We start from the raw sequence: 24187 nt of genomic DNA on the forward strand, positions 1-24187 counted from the left end.
GCGGGACGAGGGCGGTCAGCGGGTCGCGGGTCAGCTCTGCTCGAGCTCGTCGGCGATGCTGTTGAAGTACTCGGTGTAGGTCTGGATGCTCTCGTTGGTGTAGGTGTCGTCCGGCATGTAGATGACCTTGTCGTCCTGCACCGCCGGCACGTCCTGCAGCGCCTCGGACTCCTCGATGACCTCGGCGGCCGGCTGGTACTCCTGGCCCTCCTCCGGGCCGACGGCGGCGTCGCGGTCCATGACGAGCATGATGTCCGGCTCGGAGTCGGCGATCGCCTCGACCGAGATGTCGTCGCCCTGGTGGTCGTCGGAGCCCTCGACCTCCAGCGCCGGGGTGAAGCCGAAGATGTCGAAGAGCGGGCCCATGGTGCGGCCGGTGCTCGGCACGACGTAGCCGATCTCGCCGCCGGAGACGATGACCGCCATGACGGTCTGCTCGTCGTCGTAGGCGTCCTCGACGCGCTGGATGCTCTCGTCGAGGGCGGAGTTCAGGTCGTCGGCCTCGCTCTCCTTCTCGAAGATGGTGCCCAGCGCGGAGGTCTGGCGCTTGAGCTCCTCGTCGAAGGGCTCGCCCTCGCGCGGGTCGAGGTTGACCAGGGTGGCGTCCGGCACGAGCTCCTCGAAGTCGCTGGCGTAGTCGGCGTAGCGCTGCCCGTTGATGATGAGGTCCGGCTCGGCGGCGACGACCGCCTCCAGGTCGGGCTCGGTGTGCAGGCCGAGGTCGACGATGTCCTGGTCCTCGGTGTAGGAGATCGTGTCCGGCATCAGCGAGACGGCCGCGGCGGACAGCTCGACGTCCCAGGAGTCGAGGGTCTCGAAGGTCCGGTTGTCGGTGGCGACGACGGACTGCGGCGGGACGCTGACCTCCTTCTCGCCGTCGTTGTCGGTGATGGTCACGGTGTCGCCGGAGGCGGCCGAGCTCTCGCCCGAGCCGGAGCCCTCGTCGTCGGAGCTGCCGCAGGCAGCCAGGGTCAGGGCGGCGATGGTGCCGAGGGCGAGGCCTCGGTAGGTCCGGGTGGCGTTCATGGTGAGCGTCCTCGTGGCGTTCGGGATGGTGATGTGCTGATCCGTCCCGCGGGTGACGTGGCGAAGGGAGACACGCACCGCGAGTGGATAAGGGCAGCCTATCCTTGGCTGACGCCAGCGCGCACGCCGGGGGGGCGGAGCGGCTACTCGACGAGCTCGGCCGCCTCGAGCCACTCCCCTTCGAGCGTCTCACGCTCCTCGTGCAGAGCGCGCAGCCGGGCGTCGAGGTCACGCAGCCGCTCGTGGTCGTCGACCTGCTCGGCCATCTCCTCGTGCAGCCGCTGCTCGCGGGTGTCCACCTTCGACAGCTGCTTCTCGACCCGGGCCATGATCTTGCGGGCCTCGCGCACCTGCCCGGGTGACGCTCCGGACCCGCCGTCGGAGAAGCTCTCGGAAACCCCGGAAGCCTTCTCCGGCGACCGAGCCTTTATCGGGTTACCCGATAAAGCTGGGGAAGGTGAGGTGGCCCGGAGACGGAGGTACTCGGCGACGCCGCCGGGGAGGTCGCGCACCCGGCCGTCGCCGAGCAGGGCGACCTGGCGGTCGCTGAGCCGCTCCAGCAGGTAGCGGTCGTGGCTGACGACGAGCAGGGTGCCGGCCCAGCCGTCGAGGACGTCCTCGAGCTGGGTGAGGGTCTCGATGTCCAGGTCGTTGGTGGGCTCGTCGAGCAGCAGCACGTTGGGCTCGTCCATGAGCAGCCGCAGGATCTGCAGCCGGCGCCGCTCGCCCCCGGAGAGGTCGCCCACCCGGGTCTGCTGGCGGCCGCCGGAGAAGCCGAGCCGCTTGGCCAGCTGCGAGGCCGAGACCTCCTTGCCGCCGACCATCGTGCTCGCCCGGACCTCCTCGACCGCGTCGATCACCCGGCGCTGCCGGAGCGCCTCGAGCTCGCGCACCTCCTGGGTCAGGTGGCCCACCCGGACGGTGATCCCCTGCTTGCGGGTGCCCGAGGTCAGCGGCAGCTCGCCGGAGAGGGCGCGCAGCAGGGTGGACTTGCCGGCGCCGTTGACCCCGACCACGCCGATCCGCTCACCCGGCGCGAGGTGCCAGGTGACCCGGTCCAGCAGGGTGCGCCCGCCGACCTCGAGGGAGGCGTCGTGCAGGTCGATGACGTCCTTGCCGAGGCGGGTGGTGGCGAAGCGGACGAGCTCGACCTCGTCGCGCGGCGGCGGCTCGTCGGCGATCAGCTCGTTCGCCGCGTCGATCCGGAACTTCGGCTTGCTGGTGCGCGCCGGCGGCCCGCGGCGCAGCCAGGCGAGCTCCTTGCGCAGCAGGTTGTTGCGGCGCTCGGCGGTCACCGCGGCGATCCGCTCCCGCTCGGCCTTGGCCAGCACGTAGGCGGCGTAGCCGCCGTCGTACTGCTCGACCCGGCCGTCGACGACCTCCCAGGTGCGCTCGGCGACCGCGTCCAGGAACCACCGGTCGTGGGTGATCACGGCCAGGGCGTTGTCCGGCCGGGACCAGCGCCGCACCAGGTGCTCGGCCAGCCAGGCCACCCCTTCGACGTCGAGGTGGTTGGTCGGCTCGTCCAGCAGCAGCACCTCGGGGTCGGCCACGAGGGCCCGGGCGAGCGCCAGCCGGCGCCGCTCGCCGCCGGAGAGCGGTCCGACGAGGGCGTCCAGGCCGCCCATGGCCGGGGCCTGGAGCCCACCGAGCAGCCCGTCGAGGACGTCGCGGATGCGGGCGTCGCCGGCCCACTCGTGCTCGGCCATCCCGCCGAGCACCGCCTCGGCGACGGTGGCGGCCGGGTCCAGGGTGTCGCCCTGGCTGAGCACGTCGACCCGGGTCCCGCCGGCGCGGGTGACCCGGCCCTCGTCGGGCTGACGGGTCCCGGCGAGCACCGACAGCAGGGTGGTCTTGCCGCCGCCGTTGCGGCCGACGATGCCGACCCGGGAGCCGGTGCTCAGCCCGAGCGAGACGTCGTCGAGGACGGCGGCGGTGCCGAGGGTGAGCCGGGCGCGCTCGACGGAGACGAGGTTGGCCATCAGGTCAGGCGCGGGGTCGGCAGCACCTGGGCGCCGTGCACCGGCCCGGTGGCCCGCAGCACGTCCTCGGCGGCGCCGGAGGCGGTCAGCGAGACCGCCAGGTCGATGGCCGCCTCCTGCCCGGAGGCCAGCGCCGCCACGGTGGGTCCCGACCCGGAGACGATCGCGGCCAGCGCGCCGAACTCCAGCGCGGCCCCGATGATCTCGCCGATCCGCGGCTGCAGGGCGACCGCGTCCGGCTGCAGGTCGTTGCTCAGCGCGGCGGCCAGCGCGGACGGGTCGCCGGAGCGCACCGCGCTCATCACCTCGGCGCCCGGCGTCGGCTCGCTGACCCGTCGCCCCTCGTGGCGGGCGTCGAAGGCGGCGTAGACCTCGGGGGTGGACAGCCCCTCCCCCGGGACCGGCACGAAGACCCAGTGATAGGTGCCCTGGGCCAGGACCGGGGTGACCAGCTCGCCCCGACCGGAGCCGACGGCGGTGCCGCCGTGCAGCAGGAAGGGGACGTCGCTGCCGACCTCGGCGGCGAGCCGGTCCAGCTCGTCCCGCTCCATCGCCACCGACCACAGCTCCTGGCAGGCCACCAGCGCGGCGGCCGCGTCGGCCGAGCCGCCGGCCATGCCGCCGGCCACCGGGATCTGCTTGTGGATGCTCAGGTGCACCGGCTGCCGGGCCCCGGAGCGCTCGGCGAGCAGCCGGGCGGCGACCAGCGCGAGGTTGCCCTCGTCGGTGGGCACCGAGCCGGCGTCCCGGCCGGTCACGGTGCAGCCCCACTCGTCGGCGGGGGCCGCGGTGACGTCGTCGTGCAGTCCCACGGCCTGGTAGACCGTGGCCAGGTCGTGGTAGCCGTCGTCGCGCCGCGGACCGACGCCGAGCTCGAGGTTGACCTTGGCCGGCGCCCGGGCCGTCACCGCTGGCTGCAGCTCGAGGGCGGAGGTCATGTCGTCACCCTAGCCTCGCCGGCGAGCGCCTCGGCGATCGCGGCGAAGGCGGCGACGTCCAGCTGCTCGCCGCGGCTGCGCGGGTCCACCCCGGCCGCCAGCAGGGCCGCCTCGGCGGCCGGTCCGCCGCCGGCCAGTCCGCTGAGCGCGGAGCGCACCGTCTTGCGGCGCTGGGCGAAGGCGGCGTCGACCACGGCGAAGACCTGCTCCCGGTCGGCGGTGGTGGCTGGCGGGTCGCCGCGCTCCAGGGAGACCAGCCCGGAGTCGACGTTGGGCACCGGCCAGAAGACGCTGCGCGGCACCCGACCGGCCAGGCGCACCTGGCCGTACCAGGCCGCCTTGACGCTGGGCACCCCGTAGGTCCGCGAGCCGGGCGGCGCCGCCAGCCGCTCGGCCACCTCGAGCTGGACCATGACGAGCACCCGCCGGATGCTCGGGAAGGTCTGCAGCAGGTGCAGCACCACCGGCACCGAGACGTTGTAGGGCAGGTTCGCCACCAGCGCGGTGGGCGGCTGCGGCAGCTCCTCCAGCCGGAGCGCGTCGGCCTGGACCACGGTGAGCCGGTCTGCGGCCGCCGGGGCGAGCTCGGCCACGGTGCCCGGCAGCGCCGAGGCCAGCACCGGGTCCACCTCCACTGCGGCCACCCGGCAGCCGGGCTCCAGCAGCGCCAGGGTCAGCGAGCCGAGGCCGGGACCGACCTCGAGCACGGTGTCGTCGGGGGCGACCTCGGCGGCCCGCACGATCCGGCGCACCGTGTTCGCGTCGACGACGAAGTTCTGCCCCCACTGCTTGGTCGGCCGGACCCCGAGCCGGTCGGCGAGCTCACGCACGCGCGCGGCGCCGAGCAGGCCGGCCCGCGGCTCGGGGGACGAGGGGGTCATGGCTGGTCACTCTAGGCGGGTGCGGGCCCCGGGCTGGCACCGGACGCGACGAACCCCCGAGCGGCAGTCGCTCGGGGATTCGTCGGGGCCGTCCGGCCGACGTGAGGTCGGGTCAGGCGGCGTGGGCGCAGCCCCACGGCTGCAGGCCGCGGTCGGCGTAGACCCGGTTGGCCACGGTGATCTGCTCGGCGCGGCTGGCCTGGTCGGCGCGCGGCGCGAAGTCGCCGCCGCCGGCGCTCTGCCAGGTCTGGATGTCGAACTGCAGACCGCCGTAGTAGCCGTTGCCGGTGTTGATCGACCAGTTGCCGGTGGACTCGCACTGGGCGATCCGGTCCCACATGCCGGAGTTGGCCAGGTTGATCCCGGAGGAGCTGGAGCTGGAGCTGGACGAGCTCGAGCTGCTGGAGGAGGACGAGCTGGACGAGCTCGAGCTGCTGTCGCTCGAGGAGCTCTCGCTGGAGGAGCTGCTGTCGCTGGAGCTGCTGGAGCTGGGCTCGGGGGCCGGCTCGGGCTCCGGCTCCGGGGCGGGCTTGGTGCCCTCGACGACGACCCGGTCCACCGGTGCGCTGGTCACCTCCGAGGAGACCTCGGTGCGCCACGCGGCGTCACCGTTGCGGTAGGTCACCTTGTAGGTGGTCCGCTCGGTGCCGGCCTGACCCTCCTGCTCCACCTTCGTCGTGCCCTCGGCGAGGCTGGAGTCCTCCTTGACCACGGTCTCGAAGGGGATCGAGGTGGTCTCGGTGGTGCTCTTGCGGTTGATCTTGTCGACCTTGATGGTCATGCCGTCCTTGACGTCCGACCACTTGCCCGGGTTGATCTTGTCGTTGGAGTCGACGGTGGCCTCGGCCTCGCGCAGCGCCTGGCTGACGTTCACGCCGGTGACGGTCTCCTTGGACTTCTTGCCGGAGACGACGAGGGTGACGTCCTTGGGGGTGGCCATCTCGATGGAGAGGCCGTCCCGGCCGATGCTCTTGCTGCGGGAGGCGGAGAGCACGGCGTCCTCGCCGCCACGGATGCCGAGCTGCTTGAGCGCGCCGCCCACGGTCAGGGCGGTGGTCCAGTACTCGCGCTTCTCGCCGTCGACGGTCACGGTCAGCTTGCGGCCGTAGCGGACGACGATCTCCTGACCGTCCTCGACGTCCTGCGAGGCGGCCGGGGTGACGACGTCGTGCTTGCCGAGCTCGATGCCCTGCTTGTCGAGGACGTCGCCGACGGTGCCGCCGAAGGAGTGGACGGTGCTGGACTCGCCGTCGACGTCGAGGGCGACGGACTTGTCCATGACGGCCACGCCGGTACCGCCCAGGATGAGGGCGCCGGCGACACCGACCTGGGTGACACGGCGAAGGGGGATGACGCTCACGATGCTCCGATGGGGTTGCACTTCCCGGGCACCGGTTCGTGCTCGCACGCCTCGACCCGGCAGCGGTGCCTGGGGCGGCGTCGGCGAGCATCAGGGGATTCAGGGGTAACCGGCCCCGGCCAACGGGACACCACGATGCACGCTCCACCACCCAAAGGTCAAGTTTCGGTAACGGTGAGGTCGCGAGACGGTCACCACAGCCCCGACTGCCGCCGCGAGGCGGGCGCCTACCAGGGGCCGTAGGCGCGCTCGCTGGTGTCGCTGATCGCCTGGCACAGCGTGGGCACGTCCACCCCGAGCACGCCGGCCATCACCCGCACCGTCAGCGGCACGAGGTAGGGGGCGTTGGCCGAGCCGCGGTGCGGGGCCGGGGTGAGGTAGGGGGCGTCGGTCTCGACGAGGATCTGCTCCAGCGGGGTGACCGCGAGCGCGTCACGGAGCCCGGAGGCGCTCTTGAAGGTCACGGTCCCGGCGAAGGAGAGCAGGTAGCCGCGCTCGACGCACTCCCGGGCCATCGTCAGGTCGCCGCTGAAGCAGTGCAGCACCGTGGTCTCCGGCGCCCCCTCCTCGGCGAGGATGCGCAGCACGTCCTCGTGGCTGTCCCGGTCGTGGATCTGCAGGGCCAGGCCGTGCCGCTTGGCCAGGTCGATGTGCCGGCGGAAGGACTCGTGCTGGGCCGGGCGGCCGTCGGGACCGGTGCGGTAGTAGTCCAGCCCGGTTTCACCGACCGCGCGCACCCGCGGGTGGGCGAGCATCTCCTCGATCTCGGTCAGGGCGGCCTCCAGCGCGCCGCGCTCGGCCAGCAGCGGGGCCTCGTTCGGGTGCAGCGCGACCGCTCCGAGCATGCTCGGGTGGTGCTCGAGCTGCGCCACGGTGAAGCGGGCGCTCTCCAGGTCGCAGCCGACCTGCACCACCCGGTCGACGCCGACGGCGGCCGCCTGCCGCAGCGCCCGGGCGACGTCCTCGGTGCTGCGGCCGCCCTCGTCGACCTGGTCCTCACCCGCGGGCTGCACCCCGGGCGGCTCGGCAGCCAGCGGGTCGGGCAGGTCGGTGCGCCGGATGTCCAGGTGGGTGTGGTTGTCCACCACCGGGACCGGCAGCGGGTCGGGCGCCGGGGCGACCGCGGCGTGGCCGCTGGAGCGGGGCACCGCTCAGCCCTGGCCCGGCTCGGCCAGCTCGGCGCGCTCGCGGCCGACGACCTCGTCGGGGTCGAGCTTGGTGAAGACCGGCGACGGCTTCGCCACCGGTGCGCCCACGGTCACCGGCGTCGGCGCCCAGGCGGGGGTGGCGCTGTAGTCGCCGGTGATCACCGGGTAGCCGGGGCCGCCGTCGAGGTCGTCGACCTCGCGCACCTGCGGCATCGGGACCAGCTCTCCGGTGCCGCCGAGCACGAGGTGGACCCGGTTCGCCGCGTGCGGCAGGAAGGGCGCCAGCACGAGGTTGAGGTCGCTGACGCTCTGGATGAGGGTGTGCAGCACCGTGGCCAGGCGCTCGCGCTCGTCCTCCCCCTTCAGCCGGAAGGGCTCGGTGTCGGTGACGTACTTGTTCACCTCGGCGACGGCCCGCATCGCGGCGGCCAGCGCCGCCTTCTGCCGGTGCCGCCGGATGAGCTCGCCGACCTCGTCGAAGGCCTGCGCGACCCGCTCCCGGACGGCCTCGTCGACCGGCTCCAGGGTCCCGGGCGCGGGCACCTCGCCGAAGCTCTTGGCGACCATCGAGGCCGTCCGGTTGACCAGGTTGCCCCACCCGCCGACGAGCTCGGAGTTGTTGCGCTGCACGAACTCCGGCCAGGTGAAGTCGGCGTCCTGGCTCTCCGGGCCGGCCGCGCAGATGAAGTAGCGCAGCGGGTCCGGCCCGTAGGTCTGCAGCACGTGCCGCAGCCCGATGACGTGGCCCCGGCTGGAGGAGAACTGGCGCGACTCCATGGTGAGGAACTCGCTGGAGACGACCTCGGTGGGCAGGTTCAGCCGGCCGTACTCCCCCGGCTCGCCGCCCTTGTCGCCGGCGCCGGCGTAGGCCAGCAGCTCGGCCGGCCAGATCTGGGAGTGGAAGGTGATGTTGTCCTTGCCCATGAAGTAGTAGGACAGCGCCTCCGGGTCGTTCCACCACTCCCGCCAGCGGTCCGGCTCACCCAGGCGCCGGGCCCACTCGATCGACGCGGAGAGGTAGCCGATGACCGCGTCGAACCACACGTAGAGCCGCTTGCTCGGGTAGCGGGTGCCGAGCTCGCCGGGCAGCGGGATGCCCCAGTCGATGTCCCGGGTCATCGCCCGCGGCCGGATGTCGTCGAGGATGTTCAGGCTGAAGCGGATGACGTTGGGCCGCCACGTGCCGGTGGCCTCACGGCCCTCGAGGTAGGTGCGCAGCGCCCCGGCCAGCGCGGGCAGGTCCAGGAAGAAGTGCTCGGTCTCGCCGAACTGCGGGACCGCACCGTCGATCTTGCTGCGCGGGTCCTTCAGGTCGGTCGGCTCGAGCTGGTTGCCGCAGTTGTCGCACTGGTCGCCGCGGGCCTCGGTGTAGCCGCAGATCGGGCAGGTGCCCTCGATGTAGCGGTCCGGCAGGGTGCGCCCGGTGCGCGGGTCGAGCGCGACCTGCTGGGTCTGCTCGAGGAAGTAGCCGTTGGCCAGCACCTGCTCGAAGAGCTCCTGGACGACCGCGTAGTGGTTGCGGCTGGTGGTGCGGGTGTAGAGGTCGTAGGAGCAACCGAGGTCGGCCAGCTCGTCGGCGATGACCCGGTGGTTGCGGTCGGCCAGCTCGCGCGCGGTGAGCCCCTCCTTGTCGGCCTGGACGAGGATCGGGGTGCCGTGCTCGTCCGAGCCGCTGACCACGAGCACGTCGTGGCCGGCCATCCGCATGTACCGGCTGAAGACGTCCGAGGGGACCCCGATGCCGGCGACGTGGCCGAGGTGGCGGGGGCCGTTGGCGTACGGCCAGGCGACGGCGGAGAGGACCTTCATGGTGCTCAATCCTAGGAGCAGCCGCGCGGCCGCCCGGACCGGCCACCGGGCCCGGGGGTCACTCCCCCTTCACCTGGGTGACGAAGGCGTCGATGATCACCCGGGCCATCACCCGCACGTACTCCTCGCGCTGGTCGGCGGGGCGGGAGAGCGCGTCGACGAGTACCCCGTCGATCGCCGAGATGATCGCCGAGGAGTACAGCTCCACCTCGACGACGCCGACGGTGGTGAGGATCTCCGTGACGGTGTCCAGCAGCCGTTGCCGCCACGAGCCGGAGACGGCCTGCAGCTCGGGCTGGCGCAGCGCCTCGCGCTCCAGCTCGAGCCGGGCCAGGGTGAGGTCGGGCGCGTCCAGCCAGCCGACGAAGAGGTCGATGGCGTGCTCGATGACCTGCTCGCTCTCCGCCCCGTCGCGCAGCTCGGCCGCCAGCCCGTCGATCGGCTCCTTGCACAGCCCGGCGACGTGGTCGGCGAGCGCTGTCAGCAGCGCCATCCGGGTGCGCAGGTAGGCGGAGGTGCTGCCCTGGGGCAGACCGGCCTCGGCGTCGACCGCTCGGTGGGTCAGCCCGCGCAGCCCGGCGCGGGCGGTGACCACGACGGCTGCGTCGAGGATCTGCCGCATCCGCGGGGTGAGCTCCTTGGCCTGCTCGTCCTGGTTCGGCGGCGAGCTCGTGGGTGCGGTCATCGGTGGCGCCTCCCTTCGGCCCGCCAGGCTACCCCGCCGCAGCGGTCGACGGCGCCGGACCGGCCGGGCTTGACACCGGTCTTCTACATCCGTAGTGTCGTTACTACAGACGTAGAAAGGAAAGCGCACCATGAGCATCGAGAGCATCGTCCCCTTCATGACCGTGATCGCCGCCATGGTCGGCCTGGCCGCCCTGGTCCTCGTGGTCTCGGTCACCATGGCCACCATCGAGTTCTTCGCCGAGCACCGCGCCGAGCGGGTCGCCAGCCACCAGCCGATGGGTCGCTACTACCGCCAGCTGGCCCTCGGTCACTGAGCGGCTCGGAGGATCCGACCCCGGGGGCGGTCGCTGCCTGACGCAGCGGCCGCCCCCGCTGCGTGCCCCTAGGGTGAGCCCATGCCCGACGGCGACCGGCCACCCCTCCCGCCGCGGACGGCGCTGACCGAGACGGCGCTGGTCCTGGGCGTCTCGCTCGGCGCCTCCGCCGTCTGGGCGGTGCTCTCGCTGACCACCGCGCTGCTCGAGCCGGGCGGGCTGGCGGAGCAGACCGCGACGCTGAACTCGTCGGCGGTGGCCGGCGGCGGCTGGCTGGACGCGACCTACCAGCTCGCCGGGATCGCGATCGCGCTGGTGCCGGTGGCCCTGGCGCTGCACCTGCTGGCCCGCCAGCACCGGCACCCGGCGCGGATGATCGGCCTGGACACCCGAGAACCGAGCCGCGACCTGCTGCGCGGCGCCGGTCTGGCCGCGCTCATCGGCATCCCGGGGCTCGGCCTCTACCTGCTCGGCCGGGCGCTGGGCGTGACCACCACGGTGGTGGCCGCCGACCTCCAGGGCGGCTGGTGGGTGGTCCCGGTGCTGCTGCTCGCAGCCGTGCAGAACGCGCTGCTCGAGGAGGTCGTCATGGTCGGCTACCTCTTCACCCGGTGGGCCGAGGCGGGCTGGTCGAGCGTGCAGATCGTCGTGGTCAGCGCCCTGATCCGGGGCAGCTACCACCTCTACCAGGGGTTCGGCGCCTTCCTCGGCAACGTGGCGATGGGCCTGCTGCTGGGCGTGGTCTACCTGCGCACCCGCCGGGTGGGACCGCTGGTCGTCGCGCACGCGCTCATCGACGCGGTGGCCTTCGTCGGCTACGCCCTGCTCGCCGACCACCTGGGCTGGCTCGGCTGAGCGGTCTGCCTGCCGGCCTCACATCTCGATGTCGCCGGCCTCGTCCTCCTTCAGGGAGCGCGCTCCGGCCGGGGCGCCCCACCGGCTGACGTCGGTCTCGTTCCAGTCGCTGAAGCGCATGGTGGTGCTCTGCTCGCCCTTGGTGAAGGCCAGCTGGAGCATCTGCGGCTCGGCGCCCTGCGCGATCCACAGGACCCGGGAGCCGCTGCCCCCTCCCCGGCCGGCGGCCGCGTCCATCTGCAGCGCGGCCCGTCCGCGCAGCTCGGTGCAGCGCACCCCGCTGCCGTCGACGTCCCAGGCGTCCAGGCTCTCGCCGAAGAAGTTGAGGTCGACGAGCGTCGCCGGGCTGAGGCTGTCCAGGGACTCGCTGTCGGCGTCCCAGCCGAACTTCACCCACTGGTCGGCGTGCTCGCGCAGGGGGTTGTCCTTCTCGGTGCCCTCCAGGTAGGCCTCGTCCGCCTTGACGAAGCGGGTCCAGCCCACCTTCCGCATCTCCAGCGTGCCGCCCTCGTCCTGCTCCAGCAGGACCCGCCAGCTGCCGTTCTTCTTGTCCTCGCTGGCACCGGCCGCGCTCAGCGTGTAGTCCCCGGTCTCCTCGTTGCTGCCGTCGACCTCGATGGTGACGTTCTGGCTGGCCGCCATGTAGTCCTTGGCCTGGGTGAGCAGGTCCGTCGGCTGCCGGGCCTCGCAGGTCTGCTCGCCCCCGCCGGACGCGCTGCTCGAGCTGCTGCTCGACGAGTCGGTGCTCGTCGTGGTCAGCGGAGCCGAGGACGGCCCGGAGGACTCCTCCTCGCCCTCCCCGGGCAGGCAGCCGGCGAGCACGAGGGAGGCCGAGCCGGCCAGCGCCGCACAGCGGACCGGCCAGAGCCGCCAGGACGCGGCCGTGGACGGCCGCTCCCGAACGTCCGACGACGCTGCGCTGCTCCCGGGCCGCACCTGGCTCGCTCCCCCCGACCGACGCCCTCAGCCGCGGTGGAAGGCGGCCGAGCGCAGGTCCTTGTTCAGCTGGGAGATGACGTCCAGCGGGATCTCCTTGGGGCAGGCACCGGCGCACTCGCCGATGTTGGTGCACCCGCCGAAGCCCTCGAGGTCGTGCTGGTCGACCATCGCCAGCACCCGCGCCGGGCGCTCCGGCTGGCCCTGGGGCACCTCGCCGAGGTGGGTGACCTTGGCGCCCATGAAGAGCATCCCGGAGGCGTTCGGGCAGGCCGCCACGCAGGCGCCGCACCCGATGCACTTGGCGGCGTCGAAGGCGCGGTCGGCGTCCGGCTTGGGCACCGGCACCGAGTGCGCCTCGGGGGCGGCGCCGGTGTTGACCGAGATGAAGCCGCCGGACTGGATGATCCGGTCGAAGGCAGTGCGGTCGACGACGAGGTCGCGCACCACCGGGAAGGCGTCGGCCCGCCACGGCTCGACGGTGATCGTGTCGCCGTCGTTGAACGAGCGCATGTGCAGCTGGCACGTCGTGGTGCGCTCCGGGCCGTGCGCGTCGCCGGAGATCATCAGGCCGCACATCCCGCAGATGCCCTCGCGACAGTCGCTGTCGAAGGCGATCGGCTCGGTGCCCTCGGCCGCCAGCCGCTCGTTGAGGACGTCGAGCATCTCCAGGAAGCTCATGTCCTCGGAGACGTCGGTCATCTGGTAGGTGACCAGCTCGCCGGAGGCGTCCGGTCCGGCCTGCCGCCAGATCTTGAGGGTCAGATTCATGCCGCTCACTTGTAGCTCCGCTGCTTCAGCTCGATGAACTTGTAGCTCAGGTCTTCCTTGTGCAGCACCGGCCGGTCCGCGTCGCCGGTGAACTCCCAGGCCGCGACGTAGGCGAACTCGTCGTCGTGCCGCAGCGCCTCGCCGTCCTCGGTCTGGCTCTCCGCGCGGAAGTGCCCGCCGCAGGACTCGCGCCGGTGCAGCGCGTCGATGCACATCAGCTCGCCGAGCTCGAGGAAGTCGGCCACCCGGCCGGCCTTCTCCAGGCTCTGGTTGAGCGAGTCGGCGGTGCCCAGCACCTTGAGGTTGCGCCAGAACTCCTCGCGCAGCCCCCGGATGAGGTCGATCGCCTTGCGCAGACCGGCGTCGGTCCGCTCCATCCCGCAGTACTCCCACATGACGTTGCCGAGCTCGCGGTGGAAGGAGTCGGGGGTGCGCTCGCCGTTGATCGACAGGAAGCGGTCGATCCGGCTGCGCACCGACTGCTCGGCCTCGACCACCGCCGGGTGGTCCTCGGCGACCTTCTCGAAGGGGCCCTTGGCGAGGTAGTTGCGGATGGTGTTCGGCAGCACGAAGTAGCCGTCGGCCAGGCACTGCATGAGCGAGGAGGCCCCGAGCCGGTTGGCGCCGTGGTCGGAGAAGTTGGCCTCGCCCACGGCGTAGAGACCGGGGATCGAGGTCTGCAGGTCGTAGTCGACCCACAGCCCGCCCATCGTGTAGTGCACCGCCGGGTAGATCCGCATCGGGACCTGGTAGGGGTCCTCACCGGTGATCCGGGCGTACATGTCGAAGAGGTTGCCGTACTTGGCCTCGACCGCCGACCGGCCCATCCGCTCGATGGCGGCGGCGAAGTCGAGGTAGACCCCGCGGCGGAAGTCGCCCACCTTCGGGCCCACGCCGCGACCCTCGTCGCACATGTTCTTCGCCTGCCGGGAGGCGATGTCCCGGGGCACGAGGTTGCCGAAGGCGGGGTAGATCCGCTCCAGGTAGTAGTCGCGGTCCTCCTCCGGGATCTGCCGCGGGTCCTTGTCGCAGTCCTCGGCCCGCTTGGGCACCCAGATCCGGCCGTCGTTGCGCAGCGACTCCGACATCAGGGTGAGCTTGCTCTGGTGCTCGCCGCTGACCGGGATGCAGGTCGGGTGGATCTGGGTGTAGCAGGGGTTGCCGAAGTAGGCGCCCTTGCGGTGCGCGCGCCAGGCCGCAGTGACGTTGCAGCCCATGGCGTTGGTGGAGAGGAAGAAGACGTTGCCGTAGCCGCCGGTGGCCAGCACCACGACGTCGGCCAGGTGGGTCTCGATGTGCCCGGTCATCATGTCCCGGGTGATGATCCCGCGGGCGACGCCGTCGACGACGACCACCTCGAGCATCTCGTGCCGGGTGTACTCCTGCACGGTGCCGGCGGCGACCTGGCGCTCCATCGCCTGGTAGGCGCCGATGAGCAGCTGCTGCCCGGTCTGGCCGGCCGCGTAGAAGGTGCGGGCCACCTGCACGCCGCCGAAGGAGCGGTTGTCCAGCAGGCCGCCGTACTCGCGGGCGAAGGGGACGCCCTGGGCGACGCACTGGTCGATGATCTTGGTGCTCACCTCGGCCAGGCGGTAGACGTTGGTCTCCCGGGAGCGGTAGTCGCCGCCCTTGACCGTGTCGTAGAAGAGCCGATAGGTCGAGTCGCCGTCGTCGTTGTAGTTCTTGGCGGCGTTGATCCCGCCCTGGGCGGCGATCGAGTGGGCCCGGCGGGCGCTGTCCTGGTAGCAGAAGGCCTTGACGTTGTAGCCGGCCTCGCCCATCGTCGCCGCCGCCGAGGCGCCGGCCAGGCCGGTGCCGACGATGATGACGTCGAGCTTGCGGCGGTTGGCCGGGTTGACCAGGGCGTTGTCGAACTGGGCCTGGGTCCACATCTGGGCGATGTCGACGTCCGGGGCGCGGGTGTCGACCAGCGGGGTGCCGTCGGTGAAGTACTCGCTGAGCGTGTCGGTGTCGTTCAGGGTGTCGGTCATGTCGTGCCTCCGCGGGTCAGACGAGGTCGAGGAAGAGCGCGTACGGCGGGATGAGGAAGCCGACGACGACCACCGCGGCGATCAGCGCGCCGAGCGCCTTGGCCCGCGAGCGGGCGGTCGCCGAGCCGGTCAGGCCCATCGTCTGCGCGGCGCTCCAGACGCCGTGGTAGAGGTGCATCCCCAGCGCGGCGATGGCCACCGTGTAGATGAGCACGACCCACCACAGGTCGAAGGAGGCCGAGATCATCACGTACGGGCTCTCCTTGACCGCCTCGGCGCTGGCCTCGCTGTTGAGGTTCGGCTTGGCGATCGTGAAGTGGATGAGGTGGAAGACGATGAAGGCGAGCAGGGCCACCCCGCCCCAGCGCATCGTCCGCGACGCGAGCGTCGAGTGCGCCGCCTTCTTCACCGCGTAGCGCTGGCTGCGGGCGCCGCTGTTGCGCGACCACAGGGTGAAGGCGGCGTACAGGTGCCCGACGATCGCCAGGATGAGCACGACCCGCACGATCCACAGCAGCCCCTCGTAGGGCAGCATCGGCTCGCCGAAGGTGCGCAGGTGGTGGGCATAGGTGTCGAACGACTCCTGCCCGGCGAGCGCCTTGAGGTTGCCGTACATGTGCAGCAGCACGTACAGGATGAAGATGACGCCGGTCCCGGCCATCAGCAGCTTCAGGCCGATGGAGGAACGCGCCGCCCCCTTCCGCTTCGTCGGGAGTGTCGTCGTAGCCACCCCCTCAAACTACCCCTTCGTGGCGGCGGTCACGCAGCCACCCTCGGCCCCGTCGGGTGTGACCTCGGCCCGGTTACCAAGGCGTAATAGACAACGGTCGATGCGTGAAACTCGTTGCGCGGGGCGCGTGCTGCCCGGCCGCGCGTGCGACGATGACGGCCACGACGTCAGGAGGACGATGACCCACGAGGACCCGCGCACCGTGGTCCGTGCCGAGACCCCGCGCGGCGAGATCGCGCTGCGGGAGCGGACCGTCGACGGCGCCACCGTGCACGAGCTGGTGGTCGCCGGGGTCTTCGCGATGGACTCGCGCGACACCAGCACCGAGACCGCGCTGGCCGAGCGCACCCTGGCCCTGCTGAGCAGCCCGGAGCGGGTGCTGGTCGGCGGCCTGGGGCTGGGCTTCACGGCGCTCAGCGTGCTCAAGGACTCCCGGGTGCGGCGGCTGGACGTCGTCGAGCTCGAGGAGGACCTGGTGATGTGGGCCCGGCTCGGGCTGACCCCGACGCTCGGGGTGCTCGGGCGCCACCCGCGGGCGCGGGTGCACGTCGGCGACGTCGCTGACGTGCTGGCCGTAGACCCGTCGCCGGGCGCGGCCGAGTACCTGCCGCCCGGGCCCTGGGACCTGGTGCTGCTCGACGTGGACAACGGTCCGAGCTTCCTGCTGCACCCGGGCAACGCCCGGATCTACGCGGCGGACGCGCTGGCGTCGGCGCTGGGCCAGGTCTCCCCCGGCGGTGCGCTCGCGATCTGGGCGGCGCAGCGCGAGCCGGAGCTGCTGGCCCGGCTCACCGACCTCGCCCCGACTCAGGAGATCCCCTTCGCCGTGGAGCGTGAGGGCCGGCAGCTGGAGTACGCGATCTACCTCGCCCGCCCCTGAGCCAGGCCGCGCCCCCCGGTCGGACGCGCCCGGTCCTTCGCAAGAACCCGGGCAGTTGCGCACCGTTCTTCGCAAAAGCCCGGGCAGTTGCGCAGCGTCCTCCGCAAAAGCCCGGGCAGTTGCGCACCGTCCTCCGCAAAAGCCCGGGCAGTTGCGCACCGTGGGGGTGAATTGCCCGGGCAGTTGCGCAGTAAGGGTGAATTGCCCGGGCAGTTGCGCAGCGTCCTCCGCAAAAAACCCGGGCAGTTGCGCACCGTGGGGGTGAATTGCCCGGGCAGTTGCGCAGGAGTCGGTCGCGGGGTCAGGCGGAGGCGGCGGCGCGGGCGGCCGCGGGCAGCGCGTCGAGGATCACCTGCACCGCCGCCTCGTCGTGCGCCCCGGAGACGAACCAGGACTCGAAGCTGCTCGGCGGCAGGTGCACCCCGCCGTCCAGCATCGCGTGGAAGAAGCGGCCGAAGGCGGCGGTGTCCTGCCCCTGGGCGGCGGCGTAGTCGGTGACCGGCCCCTCCCGGAAGAAGATGCTGAACATCGACCCGGCCCGCTGCACGGTGTGCGGCACCCCCTGCTGGGTGAGCGCCTCGGACGCGGCGGTGGAGACGGTGTCCGCGGTCTGCTGCAGCCGTCGGTAGAGGTCGTCGTCGCAGCCGCGCAGGGTGGCCAGCCCGGCGGCGGTGGCCACCGGGTTACCGGACAGGGTGCCGGCCTGGTAGACCGGCCCGTCCGGGCTGAGCCGGGCCATGAGGTCGGCGCGCCCGCCGAAGGCGGCGGCCGGGAAGCCCCCGCCCATGACCTTGCCGAAGGTGAAGAGATCAGGAGCGCCACCGGCGTACCCGCCGGGGTGGGCGCCCTGGGGCCCTGTCTCCAGGCCGTACCAGCCGCTCGGGCTGCACCGGAAGCCGGTCATCACCTCGTCGCTGATCAGCAGCGCCCCGTGCGCCGCGGTCACCCGGCGCAGCGCCTCGGTGTAGCCGGGCGCGGGCGGCACCACGCCCATGTTGCCGGGGCTGGCCTCGGTGATCACCGCGGCGATCTCGCCGCCGCGCTCGGCGAAGGCGGCCTCGAGCGCGGCCACGTCGTTGTAGGGCAGCACGAGGGTCTCCCCCGCCGAGCTGGCCGGCACCCCGGCCGAGCCGGGCAGGGCGAGGGTGGCCACCCCGGAGCCGGCCTCGGCCAGCAGCGCGTCGACGTGCCCGTGGTAGCAGCCGGCGAACTTCACGACGACGTCGCGGCCGGTGGCGCCGCGGGCCAGGCGCAGCGCGGACATCGTCGCCTCGGTGCCGGAGCTGACCAGGCGCACCTGCTCGACCGGCGCGACCCGGGAGACGATCTCCTCGGCCAGCAGCACCTCGTTCTCGCTGGGGGTGCCGAAGGAGAAGCCGCGGGCGGCGGCCCGGGTCACCGCGGCCAGCACGTCCGGGTGGGTGTGCCCCAGGATCATCGGGCCCCAGCTGCCGACGAGGTCGACGTAGCGCTGCCCGTCGACGTCGGTGAGCCACGGCCCGCTCGCCTCGCGGATCACCCGGGGGGTGCCGCCGACGGCGCGGAAGGCCCGGACCGGGGAGTTGACCCCGCCCGGGGTGACGGCGCGGCCGCGTGCGATGACGGCCTCGGAGGCTGCGGTGATCGGCTGAGGGCTCATCCCCCCAGTCTCGCTCAGCCGTCGAGCCCGATCTCCTGGTGGTCCGGGGCGAGGGCGTCCCGGACCGTGCCCATGGCGTCACCGAGGGCGGCGAGCTGGGCCGGGGTGAGGGCGTCGACGAGGTGGCGGCGCACCGAGTCGACGTGCAGGCCGGAGACCCGGTCCAGCACCTCTCGGCCGCTGTCGGTGAGCTCGATGTCCACCCCGCGCCCGTCGTCGGGCGCGGGCGCCCGCGACACCCAGCCGCGCCGCTCCAGGCGGGCGGCGGTGTGCGTCACCCGTGAGCGCGACTGGACGATCCGGTCGGCGAGGTGCGACATCCGCATCCGCTGGCCCGGCGCCTCGGACAGCATCGAGACCAGCTCGTACTCGGCCAGCTGGATGCCCAGCGGCGCGAGGTCCTCGCCCAGCGCCCGCTCCAGGAGGCGGGAGCCGCGCAGGTAGGCGCGCCAGTGGTGCTGCTGGTCGTCGTCGAGCCAGCGAGTCTCGTCCGGCATCTCGGTCATGCGTCCCCCTACGGGTTACCTTCGACGGTCGCCGTCGGGCGCGCGGTGTCCCGTCGCGTGCTCGATGGCGAAGTAGGTGAGGATGATCCGGGCCCCCGCCCGGCTCAGGTGGGTCAGCGACTCCGCCACGGCCGCGTCGCGGTCGATCCAGCCGCGCTCGGCAGCCGCGACGATCTGGCTGTACTCCCCGGAGATCTGGTAGGCGGCGACCGGCACCGGGGAGACCTCCGCGGCGGCGGCGATGACGTCCAGGTGCGGCTGGCCGGGCTTGACCATGATGATGTCGGCGCCCTCGGCGACGTCCAGCGCGATCTCGCGCAGCGCCTCCCGGCCGTTGGCCGGGTCCTGCTGGTAGGTGGCCCGGTCCCCGGTGAGCGAGGAGTCCACCGCCTCGCGGAAGGGGCCGTAGAGCGCCGAGGTGTACTTCGCGGCGTAGGCGAGCAGGGCGACGTCGGAGTGCCCGGCCTCGTCCAGCGCCTGCCGGATGCGGGCGATCTGCCCGTCCATCATCCCGGACGGGCCGAGCACGTGGGCGCCCGCCTCGGCCTGGGCGATCGCCATGCTGGCGTACCGCTCCAGGGTGGCGTCGTTGTCGACGACCACCTCGCCGCGCTGGTCGGTGCTCAGCACCCCGCAGTGCCCGTGGTCGGTGAACTCGTCGAGGCAGAGGTCGGTCATCACCACCAGCTCGTCGCCGACCGCGTCGACGACCGCCCGGGTGGCGACGTTGAGGATGCCCTCGGGGTCGTCGGCGCCGGACCCGCGGGCGTCCTTGGTCGCCGGTACCCCGAAGAGCATGATCCCGCCGATCCCGGCGGCGACGCACTCCCGGGCGAGGTCCACCAGGCTGTCCACGGTGTGCTGGTGCACCCCGGGCATGCTGGAGATCTCGACCGGCGCGGTGATCCCTTCGCGGACGAAGGCGGGCAGCACCAGCTGGGCCGGGTGCACCCGGGTCTCGCGGACCAGTCGTCGCAGCGGCGCGCTGCCGCGCAGCCGCCGGGGTCGGACCAGCGGTCCGCTCGCGGCTGTCATCAGGTCGCGGAGCGTCGGCCGGAGGTCTTGCGACGACCGCTGCTGCGGCGGCGCTGGGAGGGGCGCACCGCCTCGTCGCCGGCCTCCGCGGCCGCCTCGAGCAGCGCCCGCCCGTGGTCGGCCAGCGCGTCCACCAGCGAGACGGCGTCGGTCTGCGGAGCGATCACGTCGACCCGCAGCCCGGCCTCCTCGGCGGTCTTCGCGGTGGCCTGCCCGATGCAGGCGATGACCGTGCTGGTGTGCGGCTTGCCGGCGATGCCGACGAGGTTGCGCACGGTCGAGGACGAGGTGAAGACCACCGCGTCGAAGCCGCCCTGCTTGAGCGCGTCCCGGATCGGGGCGGCCGGCGGGGCCGCCCGGACGGTCCGGTAGGCGGTGACGTCGTCGACCTCCCAGCCGCTCTCCTGCAGGCCGGCGACGAGGGTGTCGGTGGCGATGTCGGCGCGGGGCAGGAAGACCCGGTTGATCGGGTCCAGCACCTCGTCGTAGGGCGGCCAGTCCTCCAGCAGACCACGGGCCGAGGACTCCCCGGACGGGGTGAGGTCGGGCTCGATCCCCCAGTCGCGCAGGGCGTCCGCGGTGACCCCGCCGACCGCGGCGATCTTCAGGCCGGAGAAGGCCCGGGCGTCCAGGCCGAACTCCTCGAACTTCTCCCGGACCGCCTTGACCGCGTTCACCGAGGTGAAGCCGATCCACTCGTAGCGACCGGTGACCAGGCCGCGGACGGCCCGCTCCATCGCCTGCGGGGTGCGCGGCGGCTCGACGCTGATCGTCGGGACGACCTCGCTGGTGGCGCCGTGGTGGACCAGCCGCTGCTGCATCGAGCCGGACTGCTCCTTGGTCCGCGGCACGAGCACCCGCCAGCCGAAGAGCGGCTTGGTCTCGAACCAGGACAGCCGCTCGCGCAGCTCCACGGTCGGTCCGACCACGGCCAGCGTCGGCACCGACAGACCCTCCAGGGCCTGCTCGACGTCGGCCAGCGTGGTGGTCCGGGTGACCTGGGTGGTGGTGGTGCCGCCCTGGGTGAGCGCCACCGGCGTCTCCCCAGGACGACCGGCCTCGCGCAGCGCGGCCACGGCCGGACCGAGCTGCTCGGGCAGGCCCATGACGACGACCGTGACGTCCTTGGCCACGGCGGCGCTGAAGTCGTGGCTGCCGGCGCGGGCGGCGTCGACGACGTGCACCCCGGAGACGGCGGAGCTGCTCAGCGGCACCCCGGCGTAGGCCGGGACCGCGCTGACGGCGGAGACCCCGGGCACGATGTCGAACTCGATGCCGGCCTTGGCCAGCGCGGCGGCCTCCTCGGCGAGCCCGTTGAAGACCGCGGGGTCGCCGTCCATGAGGCGCACCACGACGCCGCCCTTGTGCGCCTTCGCCGTCTTGACGACGAGCTTGGCCCGGGAGGCGTGGGTGAGCTCCTTGCCGTGCTCGCCGTGGCTGGCGTCGACGACCTCGACCCCCTCGGGGGCGAGCTCGTCGACGAGGCCGCCGGCGGTGAGCTGGTCGGTGATCACCGCGTCGGCCCTCCCGAGGAGGTCGACGGCGGCGAGGGTGAGCAGGTCCTTGGCCCCTGGTCCGGCCCCGACGAAGGCGACCCGCGCGGGCCGCCGGGCGGCGGGGGTGGAGGGGGCGGACGAGTGCTGGCCGGTCACAGGGCACGCTCCGGACTGGTCGTGGTGGAAGGGGTCGGGGTCTGGCTCGCGGCGGCGACGATCTCGTCGGCACCGTCCTCGAGCAGGATCTGGGCGAGGCGGTCGCCGAGGGCGTCCGCCTCCGTGAGCGGGCCGGTCAGCGACCGGCGCAGCTCGTCGCCCCCGTCGGGGGCGACCACCGCGGCACGCAACGAGAGCACCGGGCCGTCGACGTCCTCGACGACCTCGGCGAGCGCACCGACGGGTGCGGAGCAGCCGGCCTCCAGGGCCGCCAGCACCGCTCGCTCCGCGGTGACCGCGGCGCGGGTGTCGGGGTGGTCCAGCGGCGCCAGAGCGTCGCGGACCCGGGTGTCCTGCTCGCGGCACTCCACGGCCAGGGCTCCCTGGCCAGGCGCCGGCAGCACCTGCAGCGGGTCGATCGCCTCGCTCACCTGCTCGGTCAGCCCGAGGCGGGCGAGGCCGGAGAGGGCGAGCACCACGGCGTCGAGGTCCTCGCCGACCCGGGCCAGCCGGGTGCCGACGTTGCCGCGGATCTCCACCAGCTCCAGGCCGAGCCCGAGGGCGGCGAGCTGGGAGCGGCGGCGCGGGGATCCGGTGCCCACCCGCGAGCCGGCGGGCAGCTCGCCGAGGGTGAGCCCGTCCCGGGCGACGAGCGCGTCCCGAGGGTCCTCGCGGGGCGGCACGGCGGCCACCACGAGGCCCTCCTCGGGGGCGGTCGGCAGGTCCTTGAGGGAGTGCACGGCGAGGTCGACCCGGCCCTCGTGCAGCGCCTCGCGCAGCGCGCTGGCGAAGACACCGGTCCCGCCCATGGAGGCCAGCGGGGCGCGGTTGGTGTCGCCCTCGGTGACGATCTCGACGAGCTCGACGGTGTGGCCGGCGGCCCGCAGCCGGTCGGCCACCAGCCCGGACTGGGTGGTGGCCAGGGCGGAGCGGCGGGTGCCCAGACGAAGGGTGGTCATCGCAGCCCCCCGTCGGAGTGCAGGTCGAAGAGCTGCCGGATGGCCTCCTCGTACTCGCCGATCCGGCCGTCGACGGCCATCTCCTTGACCCGCACCGTGGGGCCGTGGAGCAGCTTCTCCACGATCCGGTGCATGGCCAGGCGCACCTCTTCGCGCTCTCGGTCGCTCATCTGCGGGGTGCGCTGGTGCAGCCGGTCGAGCTCGCGCTCCATCACCTGCTGGGCGGCCTCGCGCATCGCCCGGACGGCCGGCGCCGCGGCGCTGGCGGCGCGCTCGGTGCTGTGCCGGGAGACCTCCTCGGCGACGATCGCCCGGGCCCGGTCGACCTCCGGGGAGGTGCTGGCGCCGTCGACGGCCTGGCCGAGCTCGGCCAGACCCACCCGGAGCACGCCGCGCAGCCCGGCCACCTCGCTGGCCACGTCGTGCGGCAGCGCCAGGTCGACGTAGGCCTGCCGTCCGCCGCCGCGGGCCACCTGCGCGTCGGCCACGTCGGCGAGCTGGACGACCAGGCCGGCCGAGCCGGTGCACGAGATGACGACGTCGGCCCGGGCCAGCGCATCGGTGAGCCGGGTGGTGTCCACCGCGCTGGCGTCCAGCCGGGCGGCGAGCGCCTCGGCGCGGGCCAGGGTGCGGTTGAGCACGGTGAGCGAGCCGGCGCCGCGGCGGGCGGCCGTGGTGGCGGCGAGCCCGCTCATCGCGCCGGCGCCGATGACCAGGACGTGGGCGCCGCTCAGCGGGCCGACGTGCTGCTCGGCCAGGTCCAGCCCGGTGCTGACCAGCGACCGGCTGACCGCATCGATGTCGGTGTCGGTGTGCACCCGCTTGCCGGCCCGCAGGGCGCGCTGGACCAGCGCGTTCAGGGTGGGACCGACGTGCCCCTCGCTCTGGCTGAGGGCCAGCGCCTCACGCAGCTGGGCGAGGATCTGGGACTCGCCGACCGCCATCGAGTCCAGCCCGGCGGCCACGTTGAAGACGTGCGCCACCGCGGCCTCGCCGTACTGCAGGTCGAGGTGCTCGCGGAGCTGGTCGCGGCTGACCAGGGTGGCCTCGACTAGCGCGTCGGTGAGGTCGGCCACCGCCCCGTGGAAGGTGCCCACCTCGGCGTAGATCTCGGTGCGGTTGCAGGTCGAGACGACCACCGACTCGACGACGTCGTCGCTCTGCGAGGCCAGCGTCGCCAGCCGGGCGCGGCGGGTCTCGTCCAGGGCCGCCCGCTCCAGCACGTCGATCGGCGCGCGGTGGTGGCTCAGCCCGATGACCAGCAGGCTCATGACATCCCCCTGGCGACCTGGGCGACGTCGGGCAGACCGGCTCCGCCGGCGCGGCGCTGCTCGTGGAAGGCGAGGATCTGCAGCTCGGTGGAGAGGTCGACCTTGCGCAGGTGGACCTCCTCGGGCACGTGCACCACGCCGCCGGCGAAGTTGAGCACCGAGGTGACCCCGGCGGCGACGAGGGCGTCGGCGACCGTCTGCGCGGAGCCGGCCGGGGTGGCGATGACCCCGATGGAGGCGCTGCCCTCGGCGGAGAGCCGGGCCAGGGCGCTCATCGGCTCGACGGTCAGCCCGTCGATGACGGCCCCGACCACCTGCGGGTCGTGGTCGAGCAGGGCGACGACCTCGAACCCCTTCGTGGCGAAGCCGCCGTAGGAGGCCAGGGCACGGCCCAGGTTCCCCATGCCGACGATGACCACCGGCCAGTCGCGGGTCAGGCCCAGCGCCCGGGAGATCTGGTAGCTGAGGTGGGAGACGTCGTAGCCCACGCCGCGCACCCCGTAGGAGCCGAGGTGGCTCAGGTCCTTGCGGAGCTTGGCGCTGCTGACGCCGGAGGACTCGGCCAGCTCCTCGCTGGAGACCGAGGAGACGCCCCGCCCGGTCAGCTGGCCCAGCGCCCGCAGGTACCCAGGGAGCCGCGCCACCGTCGCGTCGGGGATCCCCGGCTTGGCGTTCGGCTCGGCGGACACGGGTGGCCTGCGCTCCTCTCCGGACCCATTCTCTACAGATGTCGAGAGGGTGGCGGGCCCGGAGCCGAGGTTACGCCCTTGTGAACAAATGCACAAAGTCAGCGCGGCCCGCTCCGGGTGAGCCTGGG

General features: G+C 73.1%; 22 protein-coding genes. 3 read left to right on the forward strand and 19 right to left on the reverse strand.

Annotated elements, in window-relative coordinates; genetic code table 11:
* Positions 1-30: 30 nt before the first annotated feature.
* From BJY28_RS01700 to BJY28_RS01735, 8 genes are all read right to left on the reverse strand, one after another.
* The gene (locus BJY28_RS01700) at positions 31-1026 is read right to left on the reverse strand and encodes a siderophore ABC transporter substrate-binding protein (protein ID WP_179463876.1); all 996 of its coding nucleotides are present in this window, start codon (positions 1024-1026) and stop codon (positions 31-33) included.
* Positions 1027-1169: 143 nt separating this feature from the next.
* Positions 1170-3008, reverse strand: a complete 1839-nt coding sequence (locus tag BJY28_RS01705) for an ABC-F family ATP-binding cassette domain-containing protein (protein ID WP_179461469.1) — start codon at positions 3006-3008, stop codon at positions 1170-1172.
* Positions 3008-3946: a 4-(cytidine 5'-diphospho)-2-C-methyl-D-erythritol kinase gene (locus BJY28_RS01710; protein ID WP_179461470.1), complete on the reverse strand. Its 939-nt coding sequence runs from the start codon at positions 3944-3946 to the stop codon at positions 3008-3010. The genes BJY28_RS01705 and BJY28_RS01710 overlap by 1 nt, the downstream gene beginning before the upstream one ends.
* Complete coding sequence (rsmA, locus tag BJY28_RS01715; protein ID WP_179461471.1) at positions 3943-4827, reverse strand: 16S rRNA (adenine(1518)-N(6)/adenine(1519)-N(6))-dimethyltransferase RsmA; 885 nt, start codon at positions 4825-4827, stop codon at positions 3943-3945. The genes BJY28_RS01710 and rsmA overlap by 4 nt, the downstream gene beginning before the upstream one ends.
* Before the next feature lie 112 nt (positions 4828-4939).
* Positions 4940-6187, reverse strand: a complete 1248-nt coding sequence (locus BJY28_RS16550) for a resuscitation-promoting factor (RefSeq protein ID WP_343036909.1) — start codon at positions 6185-6187, stop codon at positions 4940-4942.
* A 227-nt stretch (positions 6188-6414) separates the two neighbouring features.
* Positions 6415-7335 (reverse strand): TatD family hydrolase, encoded by a 921-nt coding sequence (locus BJY28_RS01725; RefSeq protein ID WP_179461472.1) that lies wholly within the window; start codon positions 7333-7335, stop codon positions 6415-6417.
* A gap of 3 nt (positions 7336-7338) precedes the next feature.
* Positions 7339-9144 carry a methionine--tRNA ligase gene (gene metG / locus BJY28_RS01730; protein WP_179461473.1) on the reverse strand — a complete coding sequence of 602 codons (1806 nt, stop codon included), beginning with the start codon at positions 9142-9144 and terminating at the stop codon, positions 7339-7341.
* A 58-nt stretch (positions 9145-9202) separates the two neighbouring features.
* A complete protein-coding gene (locus BJY28_RS01735) occupies positions 9203-9829 on the reverse strand; it encodes a TetR/AcrR family transcriptional regulator (protein ID WP_179461474.1) in 627 nt (208 codons plus the stop codon).
* Positions 9830-9959: 130 nt separating this feature from the next.
* Here BJY28_RS01735 and BJY28_RS01740 point away from each other — a divergent pair, with 130 nt between their 5' ends.
* Together BJY28_RS01740 and BJY28_RS01745 are read left to right on the forward strand one after the other, a co-directional pair.
* Complete coding sequence (locus BJY28_RS01740; protein ID WP_179461475.1) at positions 9960-10145, forward strand: hypothetical protein; 186 nt, start codon at positions 9960-9962, stop codon at positions 10143-10145.
* Between the two features lie 81 nt (positions 10146-10226).
* On the forward strand, positions 10227-11000 hold the full coding sequence (locus BJY28_RS01745; protein WP_179461476.1) for a CPBP family intramembrane glutamic endopeptidase: 774 nt from the start codon (positions 10227-10229) through the stop codon (positions 10998-11000).
* Positions 11001-11018: 18 nt separating this feature from the next.
* Here the strand turns inward: BJY28_RS01745 and BJY28_RS01750 are convergent, their stop codons facing one another.
* The 4 genes from BJY28_RS01750 to BJY28_RS01765 are packed head-to-tail and all read right to left on the reverse strand — an operon-like array spanning position 11019 to position 15428.
* Positions 11019-11936, reverse strand: a complete 918-nt coding sequence (locus BJY28_RS01750; protein ID WP_179461477.1) for a hypothetical protein — start codon at positions 11934-11936, stop codon at positions 11019-11021.
* Positions 11937-11963: 27 nt separating this feature from the next.
* Complete coding sequence (locus BJY28_RS01755) at positions 11964-12707, reverse strand: succinate dehydrogenase/fumarate reductase iron-sulfur subunit (protein WP_179463878.1); 744 nt, start codon at positions 12705-12707, stop codon at positions 11964-11966.
* A 5-nt stretch (positions 12708-12712) separates the two neighbouring features.
* A complete protein-coding gene (locus tag BJY28_RS01760) occupies positions 12713-14698 on the reverse strand; it encodes a fumarate reductase/succinate dehydrogenase flavoprotein subunit (RefSeq protein WP_179461478.1) in 1986 nt (661 codons plus the stop codon).
* 16 nt (positions 14699-14714) lie between these two features.
* Positions 14715-15428, reverse strand: a complete 714-nt coding sequence (locus BJY28_RS01765; protein ID WP_179461479.1) for a succinate dehydrogenase/fumarate reductase transmembrane subunit — start codon at positions 15426-15428, stop codon at positions 14715-14717.
* Positions 15429-15606: 178 nt separating this feature from the next.
* On the opposite strand from BJY28_RS01765, the gene BJY28_RS01770 reads away from it, so the two are divergent.
* Positions 15607-16308: a spermidine synthase family protein gene (locus tag BJY28_RS01770; protein ID WP_179461480.1), complete on the forward strand. Its 702-nt coding sequence runs from the start codon at positions 15607-15609 to the stop codon at positions 16306-16308.
* A 301-nt stretch (positions 16309-16609) separates the two neighbouring features.
* On the opposite strand, the gene hemL is transcribed toward BJY28_RS01770, so the two are convergent.
* From hemL to BJY28_RS01805, 7 genes are read right to left on the reverse strand one after another with little or no spacing between them, the layout of a single operon-like run.
* Positions 16610-17947 (reverse strand): glutamate-1-semialdehyde 2,1-aminomutase, encoded by a 1338-nt coding sequence (gene hemL / locus BJY28_RS01775; protein WP_179461481.1) that lies wholly within the window; start codon positions 17945-17947, stop codon positions 16610-16612.
* Between the two features lie 14 nt (positions 17948-17961).
* Complete coding sequence (locus tag BJY28_RS01780) at positions 17962-18453, reverse strand: MarR family winged helix-turn-helix transcriptional regulator (protein WP_246313325.1); 492 nt, start codon at positions 18451-18453, stop codon at positions 17962-17964.
* A 15-nt stretch (positions 18454-18468) separates the two neighbouring features.
* The gene (hemB, locus tag BJY28_RS01785; RefSeq protein ID WP_179461482.1) at positions 18469-19488 is read right to left on the reverse strand and encodes a porphobilinogen synthase; all 1020 of its coding nucleotides are present in this window, start codon (positions 19486-19488) and stop codon (positions 18469-18471) included.
* Positions 19488-21140: a uroporphyrinogen-III synthase gene (locus BJY28_RS01790; protein WP_179461483.1), complete on the reverse strand. Its 1653-nt coding sequence runs from the start codon at positions 21138-21140 to the stop codon at positions 19488-19490. Before BJY28_RS01790 ends, hemB begins: the two co-directional genes overlap by 1 nt.
* Positions 21137-22099, reverse strand: a complete 963-nt coding sequence (gene hemC, locus BJY28_RS01795) for a hydroxymethylbilane synthase (protein ID WP_179461484.1) — start codon at positions 22097-22099, stop codon at positions 21137-21139. Before hemC ends, BJY28_RS01790 begins: the two co-directional genes overlap by 4 nt.
* Positions 22096-23370, reverse strand: a complete 1275-nt coding sequence (locus BJY28_RS01800; RefSeq protein WP_179461485.1) for a glutamyl-tRNA reductase — start codon at positions 23368-23370, stop codon at positions 22096-22098. The genes hemC and BJY28_RS01800 overlap by 4 nt, the downstream gene beginning before the upstream one ends.
* A complete protein-coding gene (locus BJY28_RS01805; RefSeq protein WP_179461486.1) occupies positions 23367-24059 on the reverse strand; it encodes a redox-sensing transcriptional repressor Rex in 693 nt (230 codons plus the stop codon). Before BJY28_RS01805 ends, BJY28_RS01800 begins: the two co-directional genes overlap by 4 nt.
* Positions 24060-24187: the final 128 nt, after the last annotated feature.

Source organism: Janibacter alkaliphilus, from assembly GCF_013408565.1.
GTDB classification, from domain to species: domain Bacteria; phylum Actinomycetota; class Actinomycetes; order Actinomycetales; family Dermatophilaceae; genus Janibacter; species Janibacter alkaliphilus.

Bases quoted from the DNA above. Each gene is read 5' to 3' on its own strand.
- BJY28_RS01700 (WP_179463876.1), bottom strand. From the start codon at position 1,026: ATGAACGCCACCCGGACCTACCGAGGCCTCGCCCTCGGCACCATCGCC.
- BJY28_RS01705 (WP_179461469.1), bottom strand. From the start codon at position 3,008: ATGGCCAACCTCGTCTCCGTCGAGCGCGCCCGGCTCACCCTCGGCACC.
- BJY28_RS01710 (WP_179461470.1), bottom strand. From the start codon at position 3,946: ATGACCTCCGCCCTCGAGCTGCAGCCAGCGGTGACGGCCCGGGCGCCG.
- rsmA (WP_179461471.1), bottom strand. From the start codon at position 4,827: ATGACCCCCTCGTCCCCCGAGCCGCGGGCCGGCCTGCTCGGCGCCGCG.
- metG (WP_179461473.1), bottom strand. From the start codon at position 9,144: ATGAAGGTCCTCTCCGCCGTCGCCTGGCCGTACGCCAACGGCCCCCGC.
- BJY28_RS01735 (WP_179461474.1), bottom strand. From the start codon at position 9,829: ATGACCGCACCCACGAGCTCGCCGCCGAACCAGGACGAGCAGGCCAAG.
- BJY28_RS01740 (WP_179461475.1), top strand. From the start codon at position 9,960: ATGAGCATCGAGAGCATCGTCCCCTTCATGACCGTGATCGCCGCCATG.
- BJY28_RS01745 (WP_179461476.1), top strand. From the start codon at position 10,227: ATGCCCGACGGCGACCGGCCACCCCTCCCGCCGCGGACGGCGCTGACC.
- BJY28_RS01755 (WP_179463878.1), bottom strand. From the start codon at position 12,707: ATGAATCTGACCCTCAAGATCTGGCGGCAGGCCGGACCGGACGCCTCC.
- BJY28_RS01760 (WP_179461478.1), bottom strand. From the start codon at position 14,698: ATGACCGACACCCTGAACGACACCGACACGCTCAGCGAGTACTTCACC.
- BJY28_RS01770 (WP_179461480.1), top strand. From the start codon at position 15,607: ATGACCCACGAGGACCCGCGCACCGTGGTCCGTGCCGAGACCCCGCGC.
- hemL (WP_179461481.1), bottom strand. From the start codon at position 17,947: ATGAGCCCTCAGCCGATCACCGCAGCCTCCGAGGCCGTCATCGCACGC.
- BJY28_RS01780 (WP_246313325.1), bottom strand. From the start codon at position 18,453: ATGACCGAGATGCCGGACGAGACTCGCTGGCTCGACGACGACCAGCAG.
- hemB (WP_179461482.1), bottom strand. From the start codon at position 19,488: ATGACAGCCGCGAGCGGACCGCTGGTCCGACCCCGGCGGCTGCGCGGC.
- hemC (WP_179461484.1), bottom strand. From the start codon at position 22,099: ATGACCACCCTTCGTCTGGGCACCCGCCGCTCCGCCCTGGCCACCACC.
- BJY28_RS01800 (WP_179461485.1), bottom strand. From the start codon at position 23,370: ATGAGCCTGCTGGTCATCGGGCTGAGCCACCACCGCGCGCCGATCGAC.